Source organism: Streptomyces sp. NPDC023838, assembly GCF_040639555.1.
GTDB lineage: Bacteria > Actinomycetota > Actinomycetes > Streptomycetales > Streptomycetaceae > Streptomyces.
Genome location: NZ_JBFAAD010000001.1, coordinates 259,627 through 277,206 on the forward strand (window position 1 = coordinate 259,627; position 17,580 = coordinate 277,206).

The following is a 17,580-nucleotide window of genomic DNA, read 5'->3' on the forward strand; positions in this document are numbered from 1 at the left end:
CGGGCGCCGGGGCCGTACGGGCCGGTCAGCGCGGGGTGAAGTCCTGGTTGGTGCCGGCGGTGTTCTTGCAGGGCCATTGGTCGAGCTGCTGGCCGAGGTTGCTGCCGGCGCCGTAGACGTCCAGGCACAACCCGCTGTTCTGGTTCTGGAAGGCGTACGACCCGTCGGACTGGTGCACCGGCAGCCACAGACTGCTGGATGCTCCGTCGGCGGCCTGCTGCACGATGTCCGGCGTACCGGCAGCCGTGGAACCGCCCGACACCGTCACGACCAGCCCGGAGTTCTGTGCCTGCAACTGCCCGTAACCGCCCGAGACCAGCACGAACTGGAACTGCTGGTTGCTCTGTCCGTTGCAGGTCCACTGGTCGATCGCGGCGCCCGCGCTGCCGGAGTTGCCGTACACGTCCAGACACAGACTGTCGCTGCCGATCACCAGCCGGTGGTAGCCACTGGGGAAGCCGCCGCCTCCCGACGTCTGCACGCCCGCCTGCTGGATGACCTGCTGCGCACCCTGCGGCCAGTTGGTGCCGCTGACCTGCACGTTGCCGGTGAGGACGTTGTTGTGCGGAGGACCGGTGGCCACATACGTGTTGCCGCCGTTGTACCAGTTGCCGGAGAAGGTGCTGTCGTCGGTGTGGTTGTTCCCGTTGGCATTGGTGAGCGCCCAGTTACCGGCGTCCTGCACCACGTTGTGCGACACCGTCAGGTACCGGGAGCCCTCGTCGAGGTACAGCGCGGTGGTGTGACGGTTGTCGTACATGTAGTTGTCGGAGATCACCGAGCCGGGGCTCGCGGACAGGCTGTAGATGCTTCCGCCGTCGAACATCGCGTTCTTGGTGTTGAAGACCAGGTTGTACGACACGGTGTTGTTCTTCAGCGTCGTCGGAGTGCTGTAGACGGGCTGGTAGTTGTACGTGCCTCGGTTGACGTAGTCCTGGCTGCCGCCCGGGTCGTTGACGCCCCAGCCCCATCCGATGTCGATCCCGTCGTAGGGAAGGTGGTCGCACTGGTTGTGAGTGATCGTCGCGTTCGTGACGTAGGTGGACAGGATGGCCGCGGTCTCTTTGTAGTCGGTGCCCACCCCGCTGACCCGGTTGTTGCTGATCACGATGTTCTGGTTGGTCATCCGCGGGTCGCTGGGGTGGTGTGCGTCCGGCTGGATCCCGCCGACCTGGATGCCGCTGCCGGCGTCGTCGGTGAACGTGTTGCCGGTGATGGTGATGCCGTTGGCGCCGAGGCCCGTGCCGGAGGCCGTGGCGACGCCGTCGTTGCCCACGCCCAGCCCGGCCTGCCCGAGTTCGGAGAACGTGTCGCCGGAGAACGTGATGTTGGCGGCGGCGGAGACCTGTACGGCCGCGGGCATCTGCGCCCAGTGGTTACGGGTGGCCTCGAACTGCGCGCACCCGGACTTGCAGGTGTTCAGCCAGTCCGTCGGCATCGTGTAGGCACCGGTGATGTGCGCGCCGCTCTGCTGGTCCGCGTAGCCGACGGATCCGCTCGGGCCGAGCCAGGAGGTGCCGGTGAACCGGATGCCGGTGAATCGCAGACCGGTCGCGGGGGAGCCGTAGCTGCCGCTGATGCCGAGCAGGCTCTGCAGCCGGGGCAGTTCGATGTCGAGGCTGCCCGGATTCTGGCCCGGCTGGGCGCGGTAGTACAGGTCGCCGGTGGACGAGTTGAGGTACCACTGTCCGGCCTGCCGCAGGAAGGCGTAGTTGTTCTCGAGGTACATCGTTCCGCCGGCGAACGGCGCGTTGATCGTGTCGTAGCCCCAGGAGTTGTTGTTCCACGCGGGCTGCTGCATCGTGATGGTGTTGCCGCTGATCGACTGGACCGGCGCGTACCGGTCGGTGAAGGAGTTGAGGCTCTCGACTTCCATGTGGTTCTTGTCCGAGAGGCCGGCCAGATAGTTGAGAGCGGAGTTGGTGATGGTCAGGCCGGTCTGGGTGAAGGCGAAGTCGGAGCGGGACACCTGGACCGCCGCCCGCGGTGCCTCCTTGCCGTTCACGTACAACTGACGCGTGTTCACGCCGGTGCCGACGTGGACCGACCAGATGTTGTTCGTCTGGTCCTGCACCTGCCAGCCGGTCACCTGCTGGGCGCCGGTCACGACCGGCTGCTGCCCGGACATGGCCTGGTAGGAGATGGTGTGGCCGTTCTGGCCGCCGTCGGCGGAGCCGAACGTCAGCGGCTTGGACTGCCGGTAGGTGCCACCGGCCAGGTAGACCACGACGTCAGCGTCGGCCGCGAGCCGGTGTGCGGGCTGCTGCGCCTGGTCGATGGTGGCGAACGGTTGCTGGGCGCTGCCGTTCCCGCCCGGAGCCGCGCCTGGAGCCACGTACAGGGCGGCGGCTGCTGCTTGGCGTTCGGCCGGTGCGGCGTTCGCGGCCCCGGCCGTGGCGACGCTCCCCGCCAGTAGGGCGAGCAGCGACAGGGGAACGGCCCAGCGGCCGCGGAGCGCTCTGGGTCTGGGCATCGTCATCCTTCAGTAGTGGCGCGTGTGGCCCGTGCCGGGCATGCGGGTGCCCTCATCTGGTGGCGAGTGCGGCCCGTGGCCGGCGGTGAGCCGGCCACGGGCGGGAGCCGTTCAGATCAGTTGAGGCGCCATTGCTGGTTGGATCCGCCGTTGCACGGCCAGAGTTCGGCCAGGGCGCCGTTGGCCGTGGAAGCTCCGGTGACGTCGAGGCAGAGTCCGGACTGGATGCCGGTGACGGTGCCGTCGGAGTTCAGCTGCCATTGCTGGTTGGCGCCGCCGTGGCACGGCCAGGTCACCACCTTGGTGCCGGCGGTGGTCTGGTTGTTGTACGCGTCCAGACACATCTGGCTGCTGCCGCTGTAGACGGTCAGCTGGTTGGAGGAAGTGTGGGTCCAGCTCTGGTTGGCGCCGCCGCTGCAGTCCCAGATCTGCACCTGTGTGCCGGCCGTGGTGGACGAGTTCGGCACGTCCAGGCACTTGCCCGCGCCCACCGCGTGCAACGGGCCGGTGCCCGTAGGGCCGGACGCGGTGTTGTATCCGGCCGCGGTGATGTTGGCCTGGACCGCGTTCTCGGTGGCGTCCGAGGGGTAGCCGGAGGTCATCACGCCCTCGTAGAAGGTGCCTTGGGCGCCCTTGCTGTTGTCACCACCGATGCCCAGGATGATGGCCCCCTGCTTGCGCATCGGGTTGTATCCCGCGACGTTGGGACGCACCCCGTCGTAGAAGGTGGACAGACCGCCCGACTGCGCGTTGCCGCCGCGGATCGCCCAGTGGTTCGGGCCGCCCTTGACGATGGCGGTCGTATACCGGTAGTTGATCGTCGGGTCGTTGGCGTTGTAGTGCTGGTTCACCCCGGAGAACAGGCCGTTCTCCAGATCGGCCATGATCCAGGGACCGTTGCCCGAACCGTAGCCCCAGACCTTGATGTTGCCGAAGTAGATGGCCTCCATGGTGCCGTTGCCGTCGTCGTTGCTGTCCGTCTCGGCGTTGCCGTAGTCGAAGCAGCAGCCCCCGTTGTAGTGCGTGCCGTCGAAGATCGCGTACATGCCCTCGGGGTTGTCCCCGGTCGCGATGCCGTTGGTGTGGTTGTTGCGGTAACCGGTGCCGGGCGCCACGAAGACGCCGTAGGCCTTGTGGCCGCCCACCATGGTGGGTGCGGCGGTCGCGTTCGCGAGGTTGTCGGGACCGCCCGCGGCACCGCCGCCGGGGGCCTGGGTGAGGTGGTTACCTCGGCCCGACTGGTCGTAGATGATGGTGATCAGGCAGCTCGTCCCCGAGCAGAACGAGTCCTGCGCGGCGGCGTCGGCATACCCGCCCGCGCTCAGGACACCGATGTTCCGGGTGGTGTTGTCCGAGGAGCGCCGGACCTGGTAGAGCGGCCCGTTGTACGCGGCGTACAACGCGCGCGTCGTGCTGTGCGCCGCGACGCATGGCGTATTGCCTGTCGCGTAGATGTCGCACGGCCCGGATGCGGCCGCCTGGGCCGTGCCTGCCGTGGCCGTGGCACCGGTCAGCGCGCCAATGACGAGCGCGGCCGCGGCCCCCGCCCGGGCGAACGTCTTCAGCCGAGAGCGCGGCGAGCGCACCGGCGGCGAAGGGACATGTGCCTGATCCGGCACCTTGGTCGGCCCGTCACGGCGCCGTAACGCTGCGAGCAGCCGTTGGACGCCACCGCGCCCGGACAGCGTGTGGCCTTTTGTACGTGGGGTTTCCATCCGATCTCCCTACCGTGCCGGCGTAACCCAGTCAGGTTGTGCTGGTGGCGCCCATGGTGCGGAAGCGCTTGAACGTGCCGTGTTTGCAGTGGGATTGCCGTGAGGTTTCGGGAGGAGACGCTGCTCCCGATTCCGCAGGGCTGTCAAGGGTTGGGGAGCGCACTGTTGCGAACCTTCACGGAATCGGTTCGATGGTTTGGGCCCGGCGGAACGGGAGCGTTCGACTGACCGAACCGAGCCGGCGTAGCGGCGGGCAGGCGGCGTCGCGGTGGGTCGCGCAGGGTGCCGTTCGACGGCCACGCCCAGGGAGCCCGGGTGACCTGCCGTCACGCCTCTGAACAGGTACGCGACCGCCAAAACCACGGTGTTCGGGGGCCGTTTCGCAGTGCACTCGCCGAAGTGGCGGACCTCGGCGCGCGCGTCTGCGTCGCCTTCGTCTCGCGGCACATCGTTGACCCCGTACCCCGCCGGTCGTACCATCCAGTCGAAGCGCTTACGTAGAATCGGTTCGCTTCACGACCCTGGAGCGCACGGGGGGCCGGACGACATCGTCACCGGCAGGACCACCACGCCGGCGGGCATCAGCCGAAGACGCGCTGCTGAATCTTCTTGCGATAATCCTCAAGGGTGTTGTCGATGTGGGTGGCGGCCGCGAGCGCGGCTTCTTCGGGTAGGCCGTCTCTGATGGCGCGGAAGATCGCGTCGTGTTCCTCGATGGCGGCTGCCCCGTGCCCGCCCAGCGTGCCGCGTAGCGCCATGACGCCCGACTGGCTCTGCAGTCGCCGTGCCTCCTGCACGGCCACCGACAGGAAGGAGTTGTGAGCCGCAGCGGCGACACCGGTGTGGAAGGCGTCGTCCCCCTGCTCGAACAGCTCGACGTCACCGGACTCGAAGGCGCGGCGGCAGGTGTCGGCGGCCTTCTCGATGGCACGCAGCTCGACGGGGGTTGCCCGGACCGAGGCCAGTCGGCTCGCCTCGGTCTCCTGGACTCTGCGGAATTCGAAGAGCATGAAGAGATGGTCGAGGTTGGTCGGCAGGAAGAATCCGCCGAACCGCCCGGCGCCCAGCATGCCGGGGTCGTCGGCGACGTAGAGCCCCCGGCCCTTCTGCGCGCGGACCCGACCGAGCGCGGAAAGGATCTTGATGCCTTCGCGGACCACGGTGCGGCTCGTTCCGAGCCGTCCGGCAAGCTCCAGCTCCGTGGGCAGACGGTCGCCCGGACGCAGATCCATGGACGCGATGAGTTCGAGCAGTTGCTCCGCGGCCACCTCATACCCGGGCCGGTACGGAGCCTCCTCGTCGCCGTCCGCCGTTCCTCTCGCTGCGCCCGTCACGGAAGCCTCACTTCTCCGTAGTCCTCGCTCGCCATGGATCTGATACATCCTCTCGCCGAGTTCGGCAGCGAACAAGGGGCGGGCAAATAAGCCTGCACATTCTCGGAGCGAGGATGCCTTCGCTGTCTGCGATGAACGGGGCCTGAGCTCGGCATCACCGTCTCACCGGGCCGCACGGAGTCGGGAGATGGTGCCGACGGGTGGGGCGCTGCGGCCTGGATGCCGCCGAAAATAGGTGTGCTCATCCCCTTGACCCGGCCAGCGGGTCGGGAGCCTAATTACCGCCGAGAGGCCCCTACTTGGCTTCCGTCGTCGGGCCGGACGGTCACGGGCCGGACCATGCGCACGACGCATCCCAGGCTGCCCCTCGCCTGCTGCCCCCTGCCGGCGGGCACCACAACGGAGCGGAGAAGGCTCATGACCAAAACGGTCGGCACCGGTGGCGGCACGAGCACGAACAGACAGCGCGGCCGCCGTCTGCGTGACGCCGTGGCAGCCTCCTGCACCGTGCTGGCCCTGGTGACCGCCGCCGCCTGCACGAGCGGCAACGCAAGCAGGGGAAAGACCACGAAGGACGGATTCAAGCAGGTCGCCCAGGACAGCGGCGGCGCGCTGACCGTGTGGGTGGATTCGACCCGGCTGGCCGCGGCGAAGCTGTACCAGAAGCAGAACCCCAAGGTGAAGATGGACATCGTCACCTTCGACGGTGACGCCAACGGGTCCAACTACCTACAGACCAAGGTCCAGTTGTTCAACCGCACCGGCAAGGGCTGGCCCGATGTGGTCTTCAGCTCGCAGAACAACGAGGTCACCTGGGCGGTCCAAGCCGGCTTCACGGCCCCGCTCAACAAGGGCCTGATCCCCGCATCGACCCTCGGCAAGTTCGCCTCCGGCGCCAACGACGTGTGCACCGTGGACGGCACGCTCTACTGCCTGCGCAACGACCTCTCGCAAGGCGTCCTCTGGTACAACAAGAAGCTGCTCGACACGTTCGGCTACCAAGTGCCGACCACCTGGGAGCAGTACGCCGCCCTGGGCAAGAAGGTGGCGGCCGAACACCCCGGCTATCTGGTGGGCGACGCCGGTGACTCCTTCGCCCCGGAGATCTACCTGTGGGCGAGCAAGTGCGGTGCCAACCACATCACGGGTCCGAAGTCCGTTTCGGTGAACACCACCAGCACCGACTGCACCAAGATGGCCAAGCTCATGGACGGCCTGATCACGAACAAGTCGATGTCGACCAGCGGTGTCTTCAGCACCGACTTCGGTAAGAACAAGGCCGACAAGGTGCTGCTGATGCCCGGTCCGGCCTGGTTCGGCGGCGCCCTGTTCAAAGACACCTTCAAGACCCCCGCCGGCCAGATCGCCGCCGCCCCGCCGCTCCAGTGGACGGGCGACTCCAGCCCGGCCACCGGCAATGTCGGCGGCGGTACCTGGCTGCTGTCCGCCCACTCGGCGCACATCAAGGCCGCCGCCGACTTCCTGACCTGGGTCACCACCTCCGACGACTACCAGGGCAAGGTAGCCCCTGGATACCCCGCGTACGCCCCGGCCGCCGCCACCTGGCTGGCCGCCCAGAGGTCCGGCGGCTACTACGCCGACGACATCACCAAGCCCCTCCAGGACGCCGCCACCAAGGTCTGGCCCGGCTGGGGCTCCGGCCAGTTCAGCCAGGAAGCCATCTGGGCGTCCACCGTCAAGCCCGGCCTGACCGCCGGAAAGACGATCGTCGCCCTGCTCCCCGCCTGGCAGGACGCGATCGAGAAGTACGCCAAGGCCGACGGCTACAAGGTCTCCGAGTGACCGCGCCCACCCGCGCGACCGGCCTCGTCGGGGACCGCGCGGGCCGCGCCCCCCGGCGAAGCCGGACCACCTACCTCTTCGTCGCCGGATACGTCATCCTGCTGGCCGCGTTCGGGATCGTGCCCACCGGCTACGCCGTCTACTTCGCCTTCACCACCGCCGACGGCGCCTTCACCGGGTTCGACAACTTCGCCACCTCCGCGCAGGACTTCCGCTTCCTGCCGGCCGTCGGACACATCGCGCTCTACCTGGTGTTCTGGCTCGCCCTGCTCGTGATCCTGGTCGTCGCCCTGTCACTGCTGCTGCACCGCCTGGCCTCACACGGCACCAGCCGGGCGCTGCGGTTCCTCTTCTACATCCCTGGCGCACTGACGGGCGCGGCGAGCGTGATGATCTGGCTGTTCATGCTCGACCCGACCGTGAGCCCGGTCAGCTTCCTGCTGCGCCGGCTCGGCTACGCCACTTTCGGTGAGGTCATCGCGCCTGGACACCTGCCACTGCTCTTCGCCCTCATCGCGTTCTGGACCGGCGCGGGCGGCTGGATCGTGGTGATGTACGGGGCGCTCAACAACATCCCCACCGAGGTGCTGGAGGCTGCCCGGATCGACGGCGCCGGCGCGTGGCACACCGCCTGGCACATCCAGGTGCCGATGCTGCGCAAGTGGATCGTCTACATGGTGATCCTGGCCTTCGCGGGCGGCACCCAGCTGTTCGTCGAGCCACAGCTGCTCTCCCAGGCCAGCGTAGGCGTGGCCGGCCGGGACTACTCGCCCAACCAGCTCTCGTACGACTTCGCCTTCCAGATGGACAACGTCAACGGCGCCGCCGCCATCTCCGTCGAGCTCCTGGTCGTCGGGCTCGCGGTCGCCACGGTCTTCGTCGCACGGTCGGGGTTCTTCGATGCCGAATGACATCAGGCCGTACGCCACCGCCACGCCCTCCGCCACGCCGGCACCGGTACCTGACGCGCCGGCCCCGCGGATCCGGCGCCGTCCGCGCCCGGTCCGCAGGCCGGCGCTTCCGCGGCTGCTCACCGCTGTGGTGCTCGCACTGTTCCTGCTCTTCTTCGTTCTGCCGTTGCTGTGGCTGGTGCTGGCCGCCACCAAGTCGGACCAGCAGCTGGTGCACGGCAATCCGCTCTCCTTCGGCTCCTGGCACGCGCTGCGCGCCAACTGGAACGCGCTGACCGGCTTCCAGGACAACGTGCTCCTGCTGTGGCTGCGCAACTCCGCGCTCTACTCCGGCCTCGCCCTGGTGATCACCCTGTGCGTCGCCGTGCCCGCCGGGTACGCCATGGCGATGACCGAGTTCCGGGGCCGGCACACGCTGCTGGTCGCCACGCTCATCGTGATGCTTATGCCCAACGCCACCCTGGTGGTGCCGCTCTTCCTGGAGGTCAACGCGGTCCACCTGATCGGGTCCATGTGGTCGGTCATCCTGCCGTATTCGTTCTACCCCTTCGGCGTCTACCTGACCTATATCTACTTCAGTACCGCCGTTCCCAAGGATCTGCTCGCCGCGGCGCGCATCGACGGGTGCTCGGAGTTCCAGGTCTTCCGGCACGTCGCCCTGCCGCTCGCCGCCCCCGTCGTGGCACTGGTCGGCTTCTTCAGTTTCGTCGCCAACTGGACCAACTACTTCCTGCCCTATGTGATGCTCCCCGAGAGCAGTCAGATGCCCGTGCAGGTCGGCCTCGGCACCCTCCTCGACAGCGTGCCCTCCTTCAACCCGACGGTCGGCACGCTCGCGGTCGAGCGTCCCCAACTGGCCCTGGCCACCCTGGTGGCGATCATCCCCGTCCTGGTGGTGTTCCTCTTCTCCCAGCGCTTCCTGATCGCCGGAATGCTCGCCGGGTCCACGAAGTCCTGAGCCACCAGCCCGGTCCGCTATGGCCTCGTACGCGCCGCCCCGTCCTGCCCTGCCGCAGCGCCCCGAAGGAGGCCTCCCTATGTCCCTCAACCCTGCCGAGAGCGGGCCGTCACCGTCGATACCCGGCATCACGGCCTCGGTTCCGCTGCTTGACCCACCGGGCTGGGCCATCGCGCAGCGGGACCTGTTCGAGCTCCTCGACCACGCTCGGCGGCGGTTCACGAACGACTTCACCGGCGAGGACGGCCGGCTGAACTACAGCGGCGTGTTGACCTCGCGTGACGGCGTGGACGACTTCTACGAGGTCTTCTTCAACTGGCCTCAGCTCTATCTGCTCGGCGGCGCGGACGACCTGCTGGCGGCCGCCGAGCGCCACTGGGAGGGCGTGACCCGCCAGTTGACCGAACTGGGCATGCTCCACGACGAGTACGAACGCGGTTACGACTGGTTCCACCAGGGCGAGAGCCTGCTGCTGCTCTACTTCCTGTCGATGGCGGCCCCCGAGCGCTGGTCGGAGCGCGCCCTGCGGTTCGCCGACCTCTACGTCGATCCGGCCAACGGCAACTACGACCCCGAGCACCGCATCATCCGCCGCCCGCACAACGGAAGCGACCCCGAGCGGGCGGGCCTGTCCGACGGCGAGGCCTACCCGTGGCTGCCCAAGGAAGCCCAGACGTATGGCTTCCCGCTCGACTGGATGCTCCCTGACGGCACACCCGAACCCGAGCTGTCGCAGGACCCGCGCCTCGGCGAGGAGATGCGCCGCAGGATCGGCAGCGGCGACACCGCGGTCAACCTCGCCGCGGCCGGACTGGTCCTCAACGCCTGGATCCTGTCCGGTGAGGAGCGCTACCGCACCTGGATCACCGACTACGTCGGCGCATGGCGGGAGCGTGCGGCGGCCAACGGCGGGATCATTCCGGACAACGTCGGCACCGACGGCGAAGTCGGCAGCCAACTGGACGGCCGCTGGTACGGCGGACACTACGGCTGGACCTGGCCCCACGGCTGGTACAGCGTCGGCCAAGCCGCCCTGGTGGCGGCCCTGGCAGCCGTCGCCGCGACCGGCGACGACAGCTTCCTCGACCTGGTCCGTCCGGCCCTGGACACCGTCATCGCCCACGGCAAGACCATGACCTTCAACGAATCCGACTCCAGCCTGCGCTCAAGGTGGACCGCCCAGCTCGCCGAGGATGTGGACACCCCCACCCTGCACGTGCCGTTCCGGCACAGCGACCGCGGCTGGTTCGACTTCAACCCGCTGCTGGCCGCGGTCCCCACGGCCTTGTGGCACCACAGCGCGGCCGACACGGACCGGGCGCGCCTGGAACGGATGCGCGAGGCCGGCGGGATCGACTGGCGTACGGTGCGCCCGTTCCGTACCAAGGAGGAGGCGGGGCACGAGGAGCCCTGGTTCGCCTTCCTGGCCGGCGACAACCCCGGCTACCCGGAACGGATCCTGGCCGCCGCCCAGGCCCAGGTGCGCCACCGCCTTGCACGGATGGACCGCTACCGCGACCTGGACGTCCCCGAGGAGGACATTCACCTGTGGCAGCAGTCCAACCCGGTCGTCACCGAGGCTCTGGTCCAACTCACCTGGGGCGGCCCGCAGGTCATCTACAACGGCGGCCTCCAGCAGGCCCGCGTCCGCCACTACGACGCCCGCGCCCGTCGCCCCGGCCTCCCGCCCTCGGTGGCCGCACTGGTCACCGGCATCGACCCCGCCGCGACCACTGTCGAACTGGTCAATCTCCACCCCCAGACCGCGCGAACGGTCGTCGTACAAGCCGGCGCCTGCGCCGAACACACCATCAGGGCCGTGCGGCACACCGTCTGTGAGGACCCATCCTGGATCGGCGACCTGTACGACTACGGCCACCGTGAACCGAACGTCACCGAGACCACCGTGGCCGTCGACAGCGCCTGGATCAGCGTCGAGCTGCCGCCCTCCACCAGGATCCGGCTGACCCTGGACCTGACGCTCCGCACCCGGACCCCCTCGTACCGCACCCCCTTCGACACCGCGTAGGGCGGTGCTGCGTGAGGACCGGCCGCCAGGCGGCGTGCGGATCACGGCACTCGAACCGGTTCGAGGAAGCTAGCACCGGGGCACACGGCCAGCAATACCCCTGATGCGAGGTTCTCCCATGTTGCGTTCTGCGGCTGGGAAAGTGTGCGCGGAGTATTGACAGCCGTGGGGGTCGTTTCTACGTTCCTTCATGCGAACCGGTTCGACAGCCGGGGCGTGCTCTTCCCGTAACCCGCACCCTCACGGCCGGTGGGCTTCCCTCTTTCGAGGTGTCGAACCGGTTCGAGCAAGGAGTCGTCGTGAACATCGGTGAGATCGCCCGGCGAGCTGGTGTCTCGCGCTCCACGGTGTCCTACGCGCTGAGCGGCAAGCGCCCGGTTTCGGACGACACCCGCCGGAAGATCCAGGAGGTCATCGACGAGTTGGGCTACCGCCCGAACGCCAGCGCGCGGGCTCTGGCCAACGGCCGGACCAGCACGATCGGCCTGGTGTTCCCGCCGGCCGGCAACCACTACACGGGCATGCAGCTGGACTTCATCGGCAGTGTGGTGGAGGCCGCCGCGGCGTACGACTATGACGTGCTGCTGTCACCGAGCGGCGTGGACCGTGACCGCTCGTTCCAGCGGCTGCTGGGGGAGCGGCGCGTCGACGGGGCGATCCTGATGGAGATCAGGCTGGCGGACGACCGGGTCGATCACCTGGCCGCGCTGGACTTCCCCTCCGTCGCCATCGGCCGTACCGCCGATCCCGAAGGCGGCTGGTGGGTCGGCCTGGACCACACAGCGCTGGCGGCGGCGTGCGTCCACCACCTGGCGGATCTCGGCCACCGCAGGGTCGCTTTCGTCAACCGGCCCGAGCAGCTGCTGCGAACCGGGTACGAGTCCGCGCACCGGGGACTGGACGGCTTCAACAAGGCCGCCGCCGAGCGTGGGCTGACGGTGCGGACGTACTGCTGCGGGGACGACGCCGCCTCCGGCCAGGCATGCGTGGAACGGATCCTGTACGACGATCCGGCCACCACGGGCCTGGTCACCCTGAACGAGGCCGCGCTGGGCGGTCTCTACCGGGGGCTCGCCCAGGCGGGCCGCCATGTGCCGCGCGACTTCTCCGTCACCGGAGTTGTGGCCGCCCGCTGGGCGGAGACCGTGACACCGCAACTCACCGCGGCGGACGTACCGGCGGAGGAGATGGGCCGACGCGCCGTCGACCTGCTCGTGGAGCGGCTCGGCCGCCCCGGCGCACCGCCCCGGCACCATCTCCTGGCGCCGCCGATCTCCCTGCGGTCGAGTACGGGGCCCGCGGGAATCCAGCCCACCGCGGGCGACGGGTCCGGCACCACGCCCTGACCGTCTCCACGCGCACCTCCTCACGCCCCGGCGCCCGGCCCGTGCAGGCCGTTCGCCGTGACGGCCTCTCCTCACCACCCCGTGCCCTCGGCACCCGTTTGTCCAGAACAAGGGAACCTCGATGAACAGCTTCTCCAGGCAGCGCCGTCTGACCGCCACTGCCCTGACCGCCCTGGCCGTGGCCGTCGCCGCCACCGCCTGTTCCTCCGGCTCGGGCAGCAGCGACACCAAGGGCGCCGGCACGTACACCGTCTGGGACCCGTACCCGCAGTTCGGCAAGGGCTCGGCCTGGGTCAACTTGCTGGACCAGTGCGGCACCAAGGCCGGAGTGAAGGTCAAGCGGACCGGCTTCGACACCAGCGACCTGGGCAACAAGGCGCTGCTCGCGGCGCAGCAGGGCAACTCGCCGGACGTCCTCGTCGTCGACAACCCGGTGGTCTCGACGCTCGCCGAGGCGGGTGTGCTCACCACGGCCGACGAGAACAAGCTGGACACCTCGAAGGTGGACCCCAACCTGCTCGCGGCCGGCCAGTCCGGCGGCAAGACCTACGGCACACCGATCGGCGCCAACACCCTCGCCCTCTACTACAACAAGAAGGTGCTGAAGGAGGCCGGGGTGGACATCGCCTCGGTCAAGGACTGGAAGTCGTTGACCGAGGCGCTGGCGAAGGTCAAGAAGGCGGGCAAGAAGGGCATCACGTTCTCGGCTATCGGCACGGAGGAGGGCAGCTTCCAGTTCCTGCCGTGGTTCTGGGGCGCCGGCGCCAAGCTGACCGAACTCGACTCCTCCCAGGCCGTCTCGGCCCTCTCCCTGTGGAAGGACTGGCTGAAGAACGGCTACGCCCCGAACTCGGTGCTCAACAACACCCAGACGACCAGCTGGCAGGAGTTCGCCAGTGGCGACTACGCGTTCAGCGAGAACGGCACCTGGCAGCTCGCGGGCGCCAAGAAGGCCGGCCTCGACTACGGCGTGCTGCCCATTCCCGGCGCGAACGGAGGCAACGCCGCCGCTCCGGTCGGCGGTGAGTTCGTGACCATCCCGGTCCACAAGGACACCGGCCGCTACGCCACCGCCCAGAAGCTGGCGACCTGCCTGACCAGCACCGACAACCTCTACAACACCGACGCCACGCTGTCCTACGTCGCGCCCACCGGTGAGGTCAAGGCCAAGCAGGTGGCCGCGAACGCCGAACTGAAGCCGTGGGTGGATGCGGTCAAGGCGGCCAAGGGCCGCACCAGTGACGAGCTGGGCACCAAGTACCCCAGGATCTCGGAGCAGATGTGGAAGGCCGTCCAGTCCGCCCTCAGCGGGTCCAAGGCGCCCAAGGACGCCCTGTCCGCGGCCCAGTCCGCCGTCAAGTAGCCCGACCCCAAGGGGCGTTCATGAACCACACGACACAGCTGCCGGACCAGCGGTCCGTGCACGTCCGGAACGGGACGGCCACGGCCCTCCCGCCCCCGGCTCGCGGAAGGAAGCGCACCCGGCCCACCTCCACGCAGTGGGCCGCCTGGGGATTCCTCGCCCCCGTGACCCTCTACCTCGCCCTCTTCTACGCCTATCCGCTGTACCGCAACATCGACCTGAGCCTGCGCGAGTACACCGTCCGCTCCTTCGTCCAGGGCGACGCGCCGTTCACCGGCCTGAAGAACTACCGCACCGTCTTCGCCGACCCGACCTTCGCCCCGGCCCTGCTCCACACGGCGGTGTTCACCGCCGTGTGCCTGGTCTTCCAGTACGCCGTCGGGCTGGCCCTCGCCGTCTTCTTCAACCAGCACTTCCGGCTGTCGGCCACCCTGCGGGCCCTGTTCCTGGTGCCCTGGCTGCTACCGCTGATCGTGTCGGCCTCCACCTGGTCGTGGATGCTCAACAGCGACTCCGGCGTCGTCAACGCCGTCCTGCACGTCGTCGGCGTAGGGCCGGTGAACTGGCTGACCTCACCCTCCTGGTCGCTGGCCTCGGTGATCATCGCCAACGTCTGGATCGGCATCCCGTTCAACCTGGTCGTGCTCTACAGCGGCCTGCAGTCCATCCCGGCCGCCCTGTACGAGGCCGCGGCGCTCGACGGAGCGGGTGCCTGGCGCCGGTTCTGGAGCATCACCTTCCCGCTGCTGCGCCCGGTGTCCGCGATCACCCTGCTGCTGGGACTGGTCTACACGCTCAAGGTCTTCGACATCATCTGGATCATGACCAAGGGTGGCCCGGCGGACTCGTCGACCACCTTCGCCACCTGGTCCTACCAGCTCGGATTCGGCAACCTGCTGCCCGCCTTCGGCCCCGGAGCCGCCGTCGGCAACCTGCTCGTCGTGGCTGCCCTGGTCTTCGGCCTGGTGTACCTGAGAGTCCAGCGAAAGCAGGCACTGTCATGAACCGAAGCCGAAGCCGTACGTGGTGGAAGACGGCCGTGGGCCTGGCGCTGACGGCGGTCATGCTCTTCCCGGTCTACTGGATGCTCAACGTCTCCTTCACCCGCGACCAGGACATGCGCAAGACCCCGCCGGACCTGCTGCCACTCCACGGCACCCTGGCCGGCTACCGCACGGTCCTGGACGAGCAACTGCCCTACCTCGGCACCAGCCTCGTCATCGGCCTGGGCACCGTCGCCCTGACCGTGGTGCTGTCCGCGCCCGCCGGCTACGCGCTGGCCAAGCTGCGCCCGCGCGGCGGGGGCATCCTGAGCTTCGTCCTGCTGGCCGCCCAGATGATCCCCGGCATCATCATGGCGATGGGCTTCTACGCCATCTACCTCCAGCTCGGTCTCCTCCAGTCCCTCCCCGGCCTCATCGTCGCCGACTCCACCCTGGCCGTCCCCTTCGGCGTCCTGATCTTCACGGCGTTCATGTCGGGCATCCCCGGTGAACTGCTCCAGGCGGCGCAGGTGGACGGAGCGAGTGCACTGCGCACCTTCCGGTCCGTCGTCCTGCCGATGAGCCGCAACGCCGTCGTCACGGTGTCCCTGTTCGCGTTCCTGTGGTCCTGGTCCGACTTCGTCTTCGCCAGCACCCTCGTCAACGGGGGTGCCCAGGAGCCGATCACGCTCGGCATCTACCACTACATCGGCAACAACAACCAGGAGTGGAACGCCGTCATGGCCACCGCCGTCGTGGCCTCGTTGCCCGCCGCGGTCATCCTCGTCCTCGCCCAGCGCTATGTCGCCGCCGGCGTGACCGCCGGTGCCGTCAAGGACTGAGACCGGCCCGACCCCGCCACGACGGCTGAGCCACTCGCGCGTCAGCCCGCTGCCGCCCCCTGCTCCAGAAACGAGTCACGACACATGACCGCCGCCCGATCCGGCCCGGCCTTCTCCGTCCATGAGATCCCGTTCAGCACGTACGGATCCTGGTTCGACATATCGCCCGTGGTGGCCGAGAACACGTACGCCGAGGACCTCCAGCTCGTCTCGCACCAGAACGGCATGCACGGCGTCCTGCGCCTGGTGCCCCGGGACCCCGCGCGAGGCGACCGGGTCGAGACCCGCGTCGAGGCGACACCGAGCCTGCTCAGCTGGACCGCCGAGAGCGGACGCGTCGACCTCGCTTATGAGTCGCCGGACACCGTACGCCTGCGGGGGAGCGGCCTCGGCATCGGCGTCTTCGCCGCCGCGCGGACCCTCACCCCCTTCAGCGGAACGTACTTCTTCCACGACCCGGCAGCGGACGCGCACGTGTTCACGTCGTACGAGACGGGACGCCGTTACCGCGTCACCGTTCTGTCCGGCACCGCCGCCCACACGGCCGGAGCGCAAGCGCTGGGCGGCGCCGACCGCGGTCTCGCCGTCATCGCGGAGACGGGCGGTGTCTGGGAGATCGCGATCGAGGAACTGGGCACCGCCCGCCCGTCCTACGCGCCCTCGGGGACCTTCGACGACATCGTGGAGTCCGCACGGCGGGCGTTCGCGGACTTCGTCGACGCGGTGGCCCCCTGGCGCTCGTCCGCCACCCCGGCGGCCGAACTCGCCGCCTACGTCGTCTGGTCGGCGACTGTAGCGCCGACGGGAGTGGTCACCCGACCCGCGGTGCTGATGTCCAAGCACTGGATGGACAAGGTCTGGAGCTGGGACCACTGCTTCAACGCCCTGGCTCTGGCCCGGGGTTGCCCGAATCTGGCACTGGACCAGTTCGCCCTGCCCTTCGACCATCAGGACGACAGCGGTGCCCTGCCCGACTCGGTCACCCACTCCGAGATCCTCCACAACTTCGTCAAGCCACCCATCCACGGCTGGGCCTTCGGCCATCTGCGCCGCCGACTGCCGACGCCTCCCACGCATGCCCAATTGACCGAGACCTACGAGCAGTTGGAACGGTGGACCGCCTTCTGGATGACCGCACGGCGAGCCCCGGGGGCCGAACTGGCCTACTACCAGCACGGCAACGACAGCGGCTGGGACAACGCCACCACCTTCGACCCCGAGCGGGTGGTCGTCACCGCCGACCTGGCCGCCTTCCTCGTCCTCCAGCTGCGTGAACTCGCCGAGCTGGCGACGGAGCTGGGCAGGCAGGGCGAGGCGAGTCGGTGGACGCGGGCGGCCGAGGACATGCAGAGGGCGCTGCTCGACCAGCTCTGGACGGGCGACAGGTTCGTCGCCCGGGGAGTCGCGAGCGGCAGGACCTGGAGCAGCGCCAGCCTCCTCGACCTGATGCCCATCGTGCTGGGCGAACACCTGCCCGGCGACATCGGCAGCGCGCTGGCCGACCGCATCAAGGCCCATCTGACGCCGTACGGCCTGGCCACCGAACTGACCTCCTCGTCGCACTACCTCTCCGACGGATACTGGCGCGGCCCGATCTGGGCCCCCGCCACCGTTCTCGTCGAGGACGGCCTGCGCCGCGCCGGCCACCACCGGCTGGCGGACGACATCAGCGCCCGCTTCCGCGCCCTGTGCGAAAGCCACGGCTTCGCCGAGAACTACGACGCCCTCACCGGAACGGGCCTGCGCGACCGCGCCTACACCTGGACCGCGAGCAGCTACCTCCTCCTCGCCGAAGCACACGCCCACCGGGACGGCCGCTGACC

The 17,580-nt window shown here is 68.8% G+C and carries 12 protein-coding genes; 9 read left to right on the plus strand and 3 right to left on the minus strand.

Annotated features, from left to right (window positions below):
* Positions 1 to 25 precede the first annotated feature (25 nt).
* From AB0G17_RS01200 to AB0G17_RS01210, 3 genes are all read right to left on the minus strand, one after another.
* Positions 26 to 2,473: an RICIN domain-containing protein gene (locus AB0G17_RS01200; RefSeq protein WP_361374192.1), complete on the minus strand. Its 2,448-nt coding sequence runs from the start codon at positions 2,471 to 2,473 to the stop codon at positions 26 to 28.
* 116 nt (positions 2,474 to 2,589) lie between these two features.
* Positions 2,590 to 4,188, minus strand: coding sequence for an arabinofuranosidase catalytic domain-containing protein (locus AB0G17_RS01205; RefSeq protein ID WP_361374194.1), 1,599 nt, complete (start codon positions 4,186 to 4,188; stop codon positions 2,590 to 2,592).
* 581 nt (positions 4,189 to 4,769) lie between these two features.
* Positions 4,770 to 5,522 carry an FCD domain-containing protein gene (locus tag AB0G17_RS01210; RefSeq protein WP_361374196.1) on the minus strand — a complete coding sequence of 251 codons (753 nt, stop codon included), beginning with the start codon at positions 5,520 to 5,522 and terminating at the stop codon, positions 4,770 to 4,772.
* A 417-nt stretch (positions 5,523 to 5,939) separates the two neighbouring features.
* Between AB0G17_RS01210 and AB0G17_RS01215 the strand changes: the two genes are divergently transcribed.
* The 9 genes from AB0G17_RS01215 (at position 5,940) to AB0G17_RS01255 (ending at position 17,578) form a co-directional block, all read left to right on the plus strand.
* Positions 5,940 to 7,325, plus strand: coding sequence for a carbohydrate ABC transporter substrate-binding protein (locus tag AB0G17_RS01215; protein WP_361374198.1), 1,386 nt, complete (start codon positions 5,940 to 5,942; stop codon positions 7,323 to 7,325).
* Entirely contained in the window at positions 7,322 to 8,236 is a 915-nt protein-coding gene (locus tag AB0G17_RS01220; RefSeq protein ID WP_361374200.1) for a sugar ABC transporter permease, read from the plus strand. The genes AB0G17_RS01215 and AB0G17_RS01220 overlap by 4 nt, the downstream gene beginning before the upstream one ends.
* Complete coding sequence (locus AB0G17_RS01225; protein ID WP_361374202.1) at positions 8,226 to 9,194, plus strand: carbohydrate ABC transporter permease; 969 nt, start codon at positions 8,226 to 8,228, stop codon at positions 9,192 to 9,194. Before AB0G17_RS01220 ends, AB0G17_RS01225 begins: the two co-directional genes overlap by 11 nt.
* A 79-nt stretch (positions 9,195 to 9,273) precedes the next feature.
* Positions 9,274 to 11,223 carry a hypothetical protein gene (locus AB0G17_RS01230; RefSeq protein ID WP_361374204.1) on the plus strand — a complete coding sequence of 650 codons (1,950 nt, stop codon included), beginning with the start codon at positions 9,274 to 9,276 and terminating at the stop codon, positions 11,221 to 11,223.
* A gap of 299 nt (positions 11,224 to 11,522) precedes the next feature.
* Entirely contained in the window at positions 11,523 to 12,569 is a 1,047-nt protein-coding gene (locus AB0G17_RS01235; protein WP_361374206.1) for a LacI family DNA-binding transcriptional regulator, read from the plus strand.
* Between the two features lie 121 nt (positions 12,570 to 12,690).
* Entirely contained in the window at positions 12,691 to 13,932 is a 1,242-nt protein-coding gene (locus AB0G17_RS01240) for an extracellular solute-binding protein (protein ID WP_361374208.1), read from the plus strand.
* 20 nt (positions 13,933 to 13,952) lie between these two features.
* Complete coding sequence (locus AB0G17_RS01245) at positions 13,953 to 14,936, plus strand: sugar ABC transporter permease (RefSeq protein WP_361374210.1); 984 nt, start codon at positions 13,953 to 13,955, stop codon at positions 14,934 to 14,936.
* The gene (locus AB0G17_RS01250; protein WP_361374212.1) at positions 14,933 to 15,757 is read left to right on the plus strand and encodes a carbohydrate ABC transporter permease; all 825 of its coding nucleotides are present in this window, start codon (positions 14,933 to 14,935) and stop codon (positions 15,755 to 15,757) included. Before AB0G17_RS01245 ends, AB0G17_RS01250 begins: the two co-directional genes overlap by 4 nt.
* A gap of 84 nt (positions 15,758 to 15,841) precedes the next feature.
* Positions 15,842 to 17,578, plus strand: coding sequence for a trehalase family glycosidase (locus AB0G17_RS01255; RefSeq protein ID WP_361374214.1), 1,737 nt, complete (start codon positions 15,842 to 15,844; stop codon positions 17,576 to 17,578).
* The last annotated feature ends 2 nt before the right edge of the window (positions 17,579 to 17,580 follow it).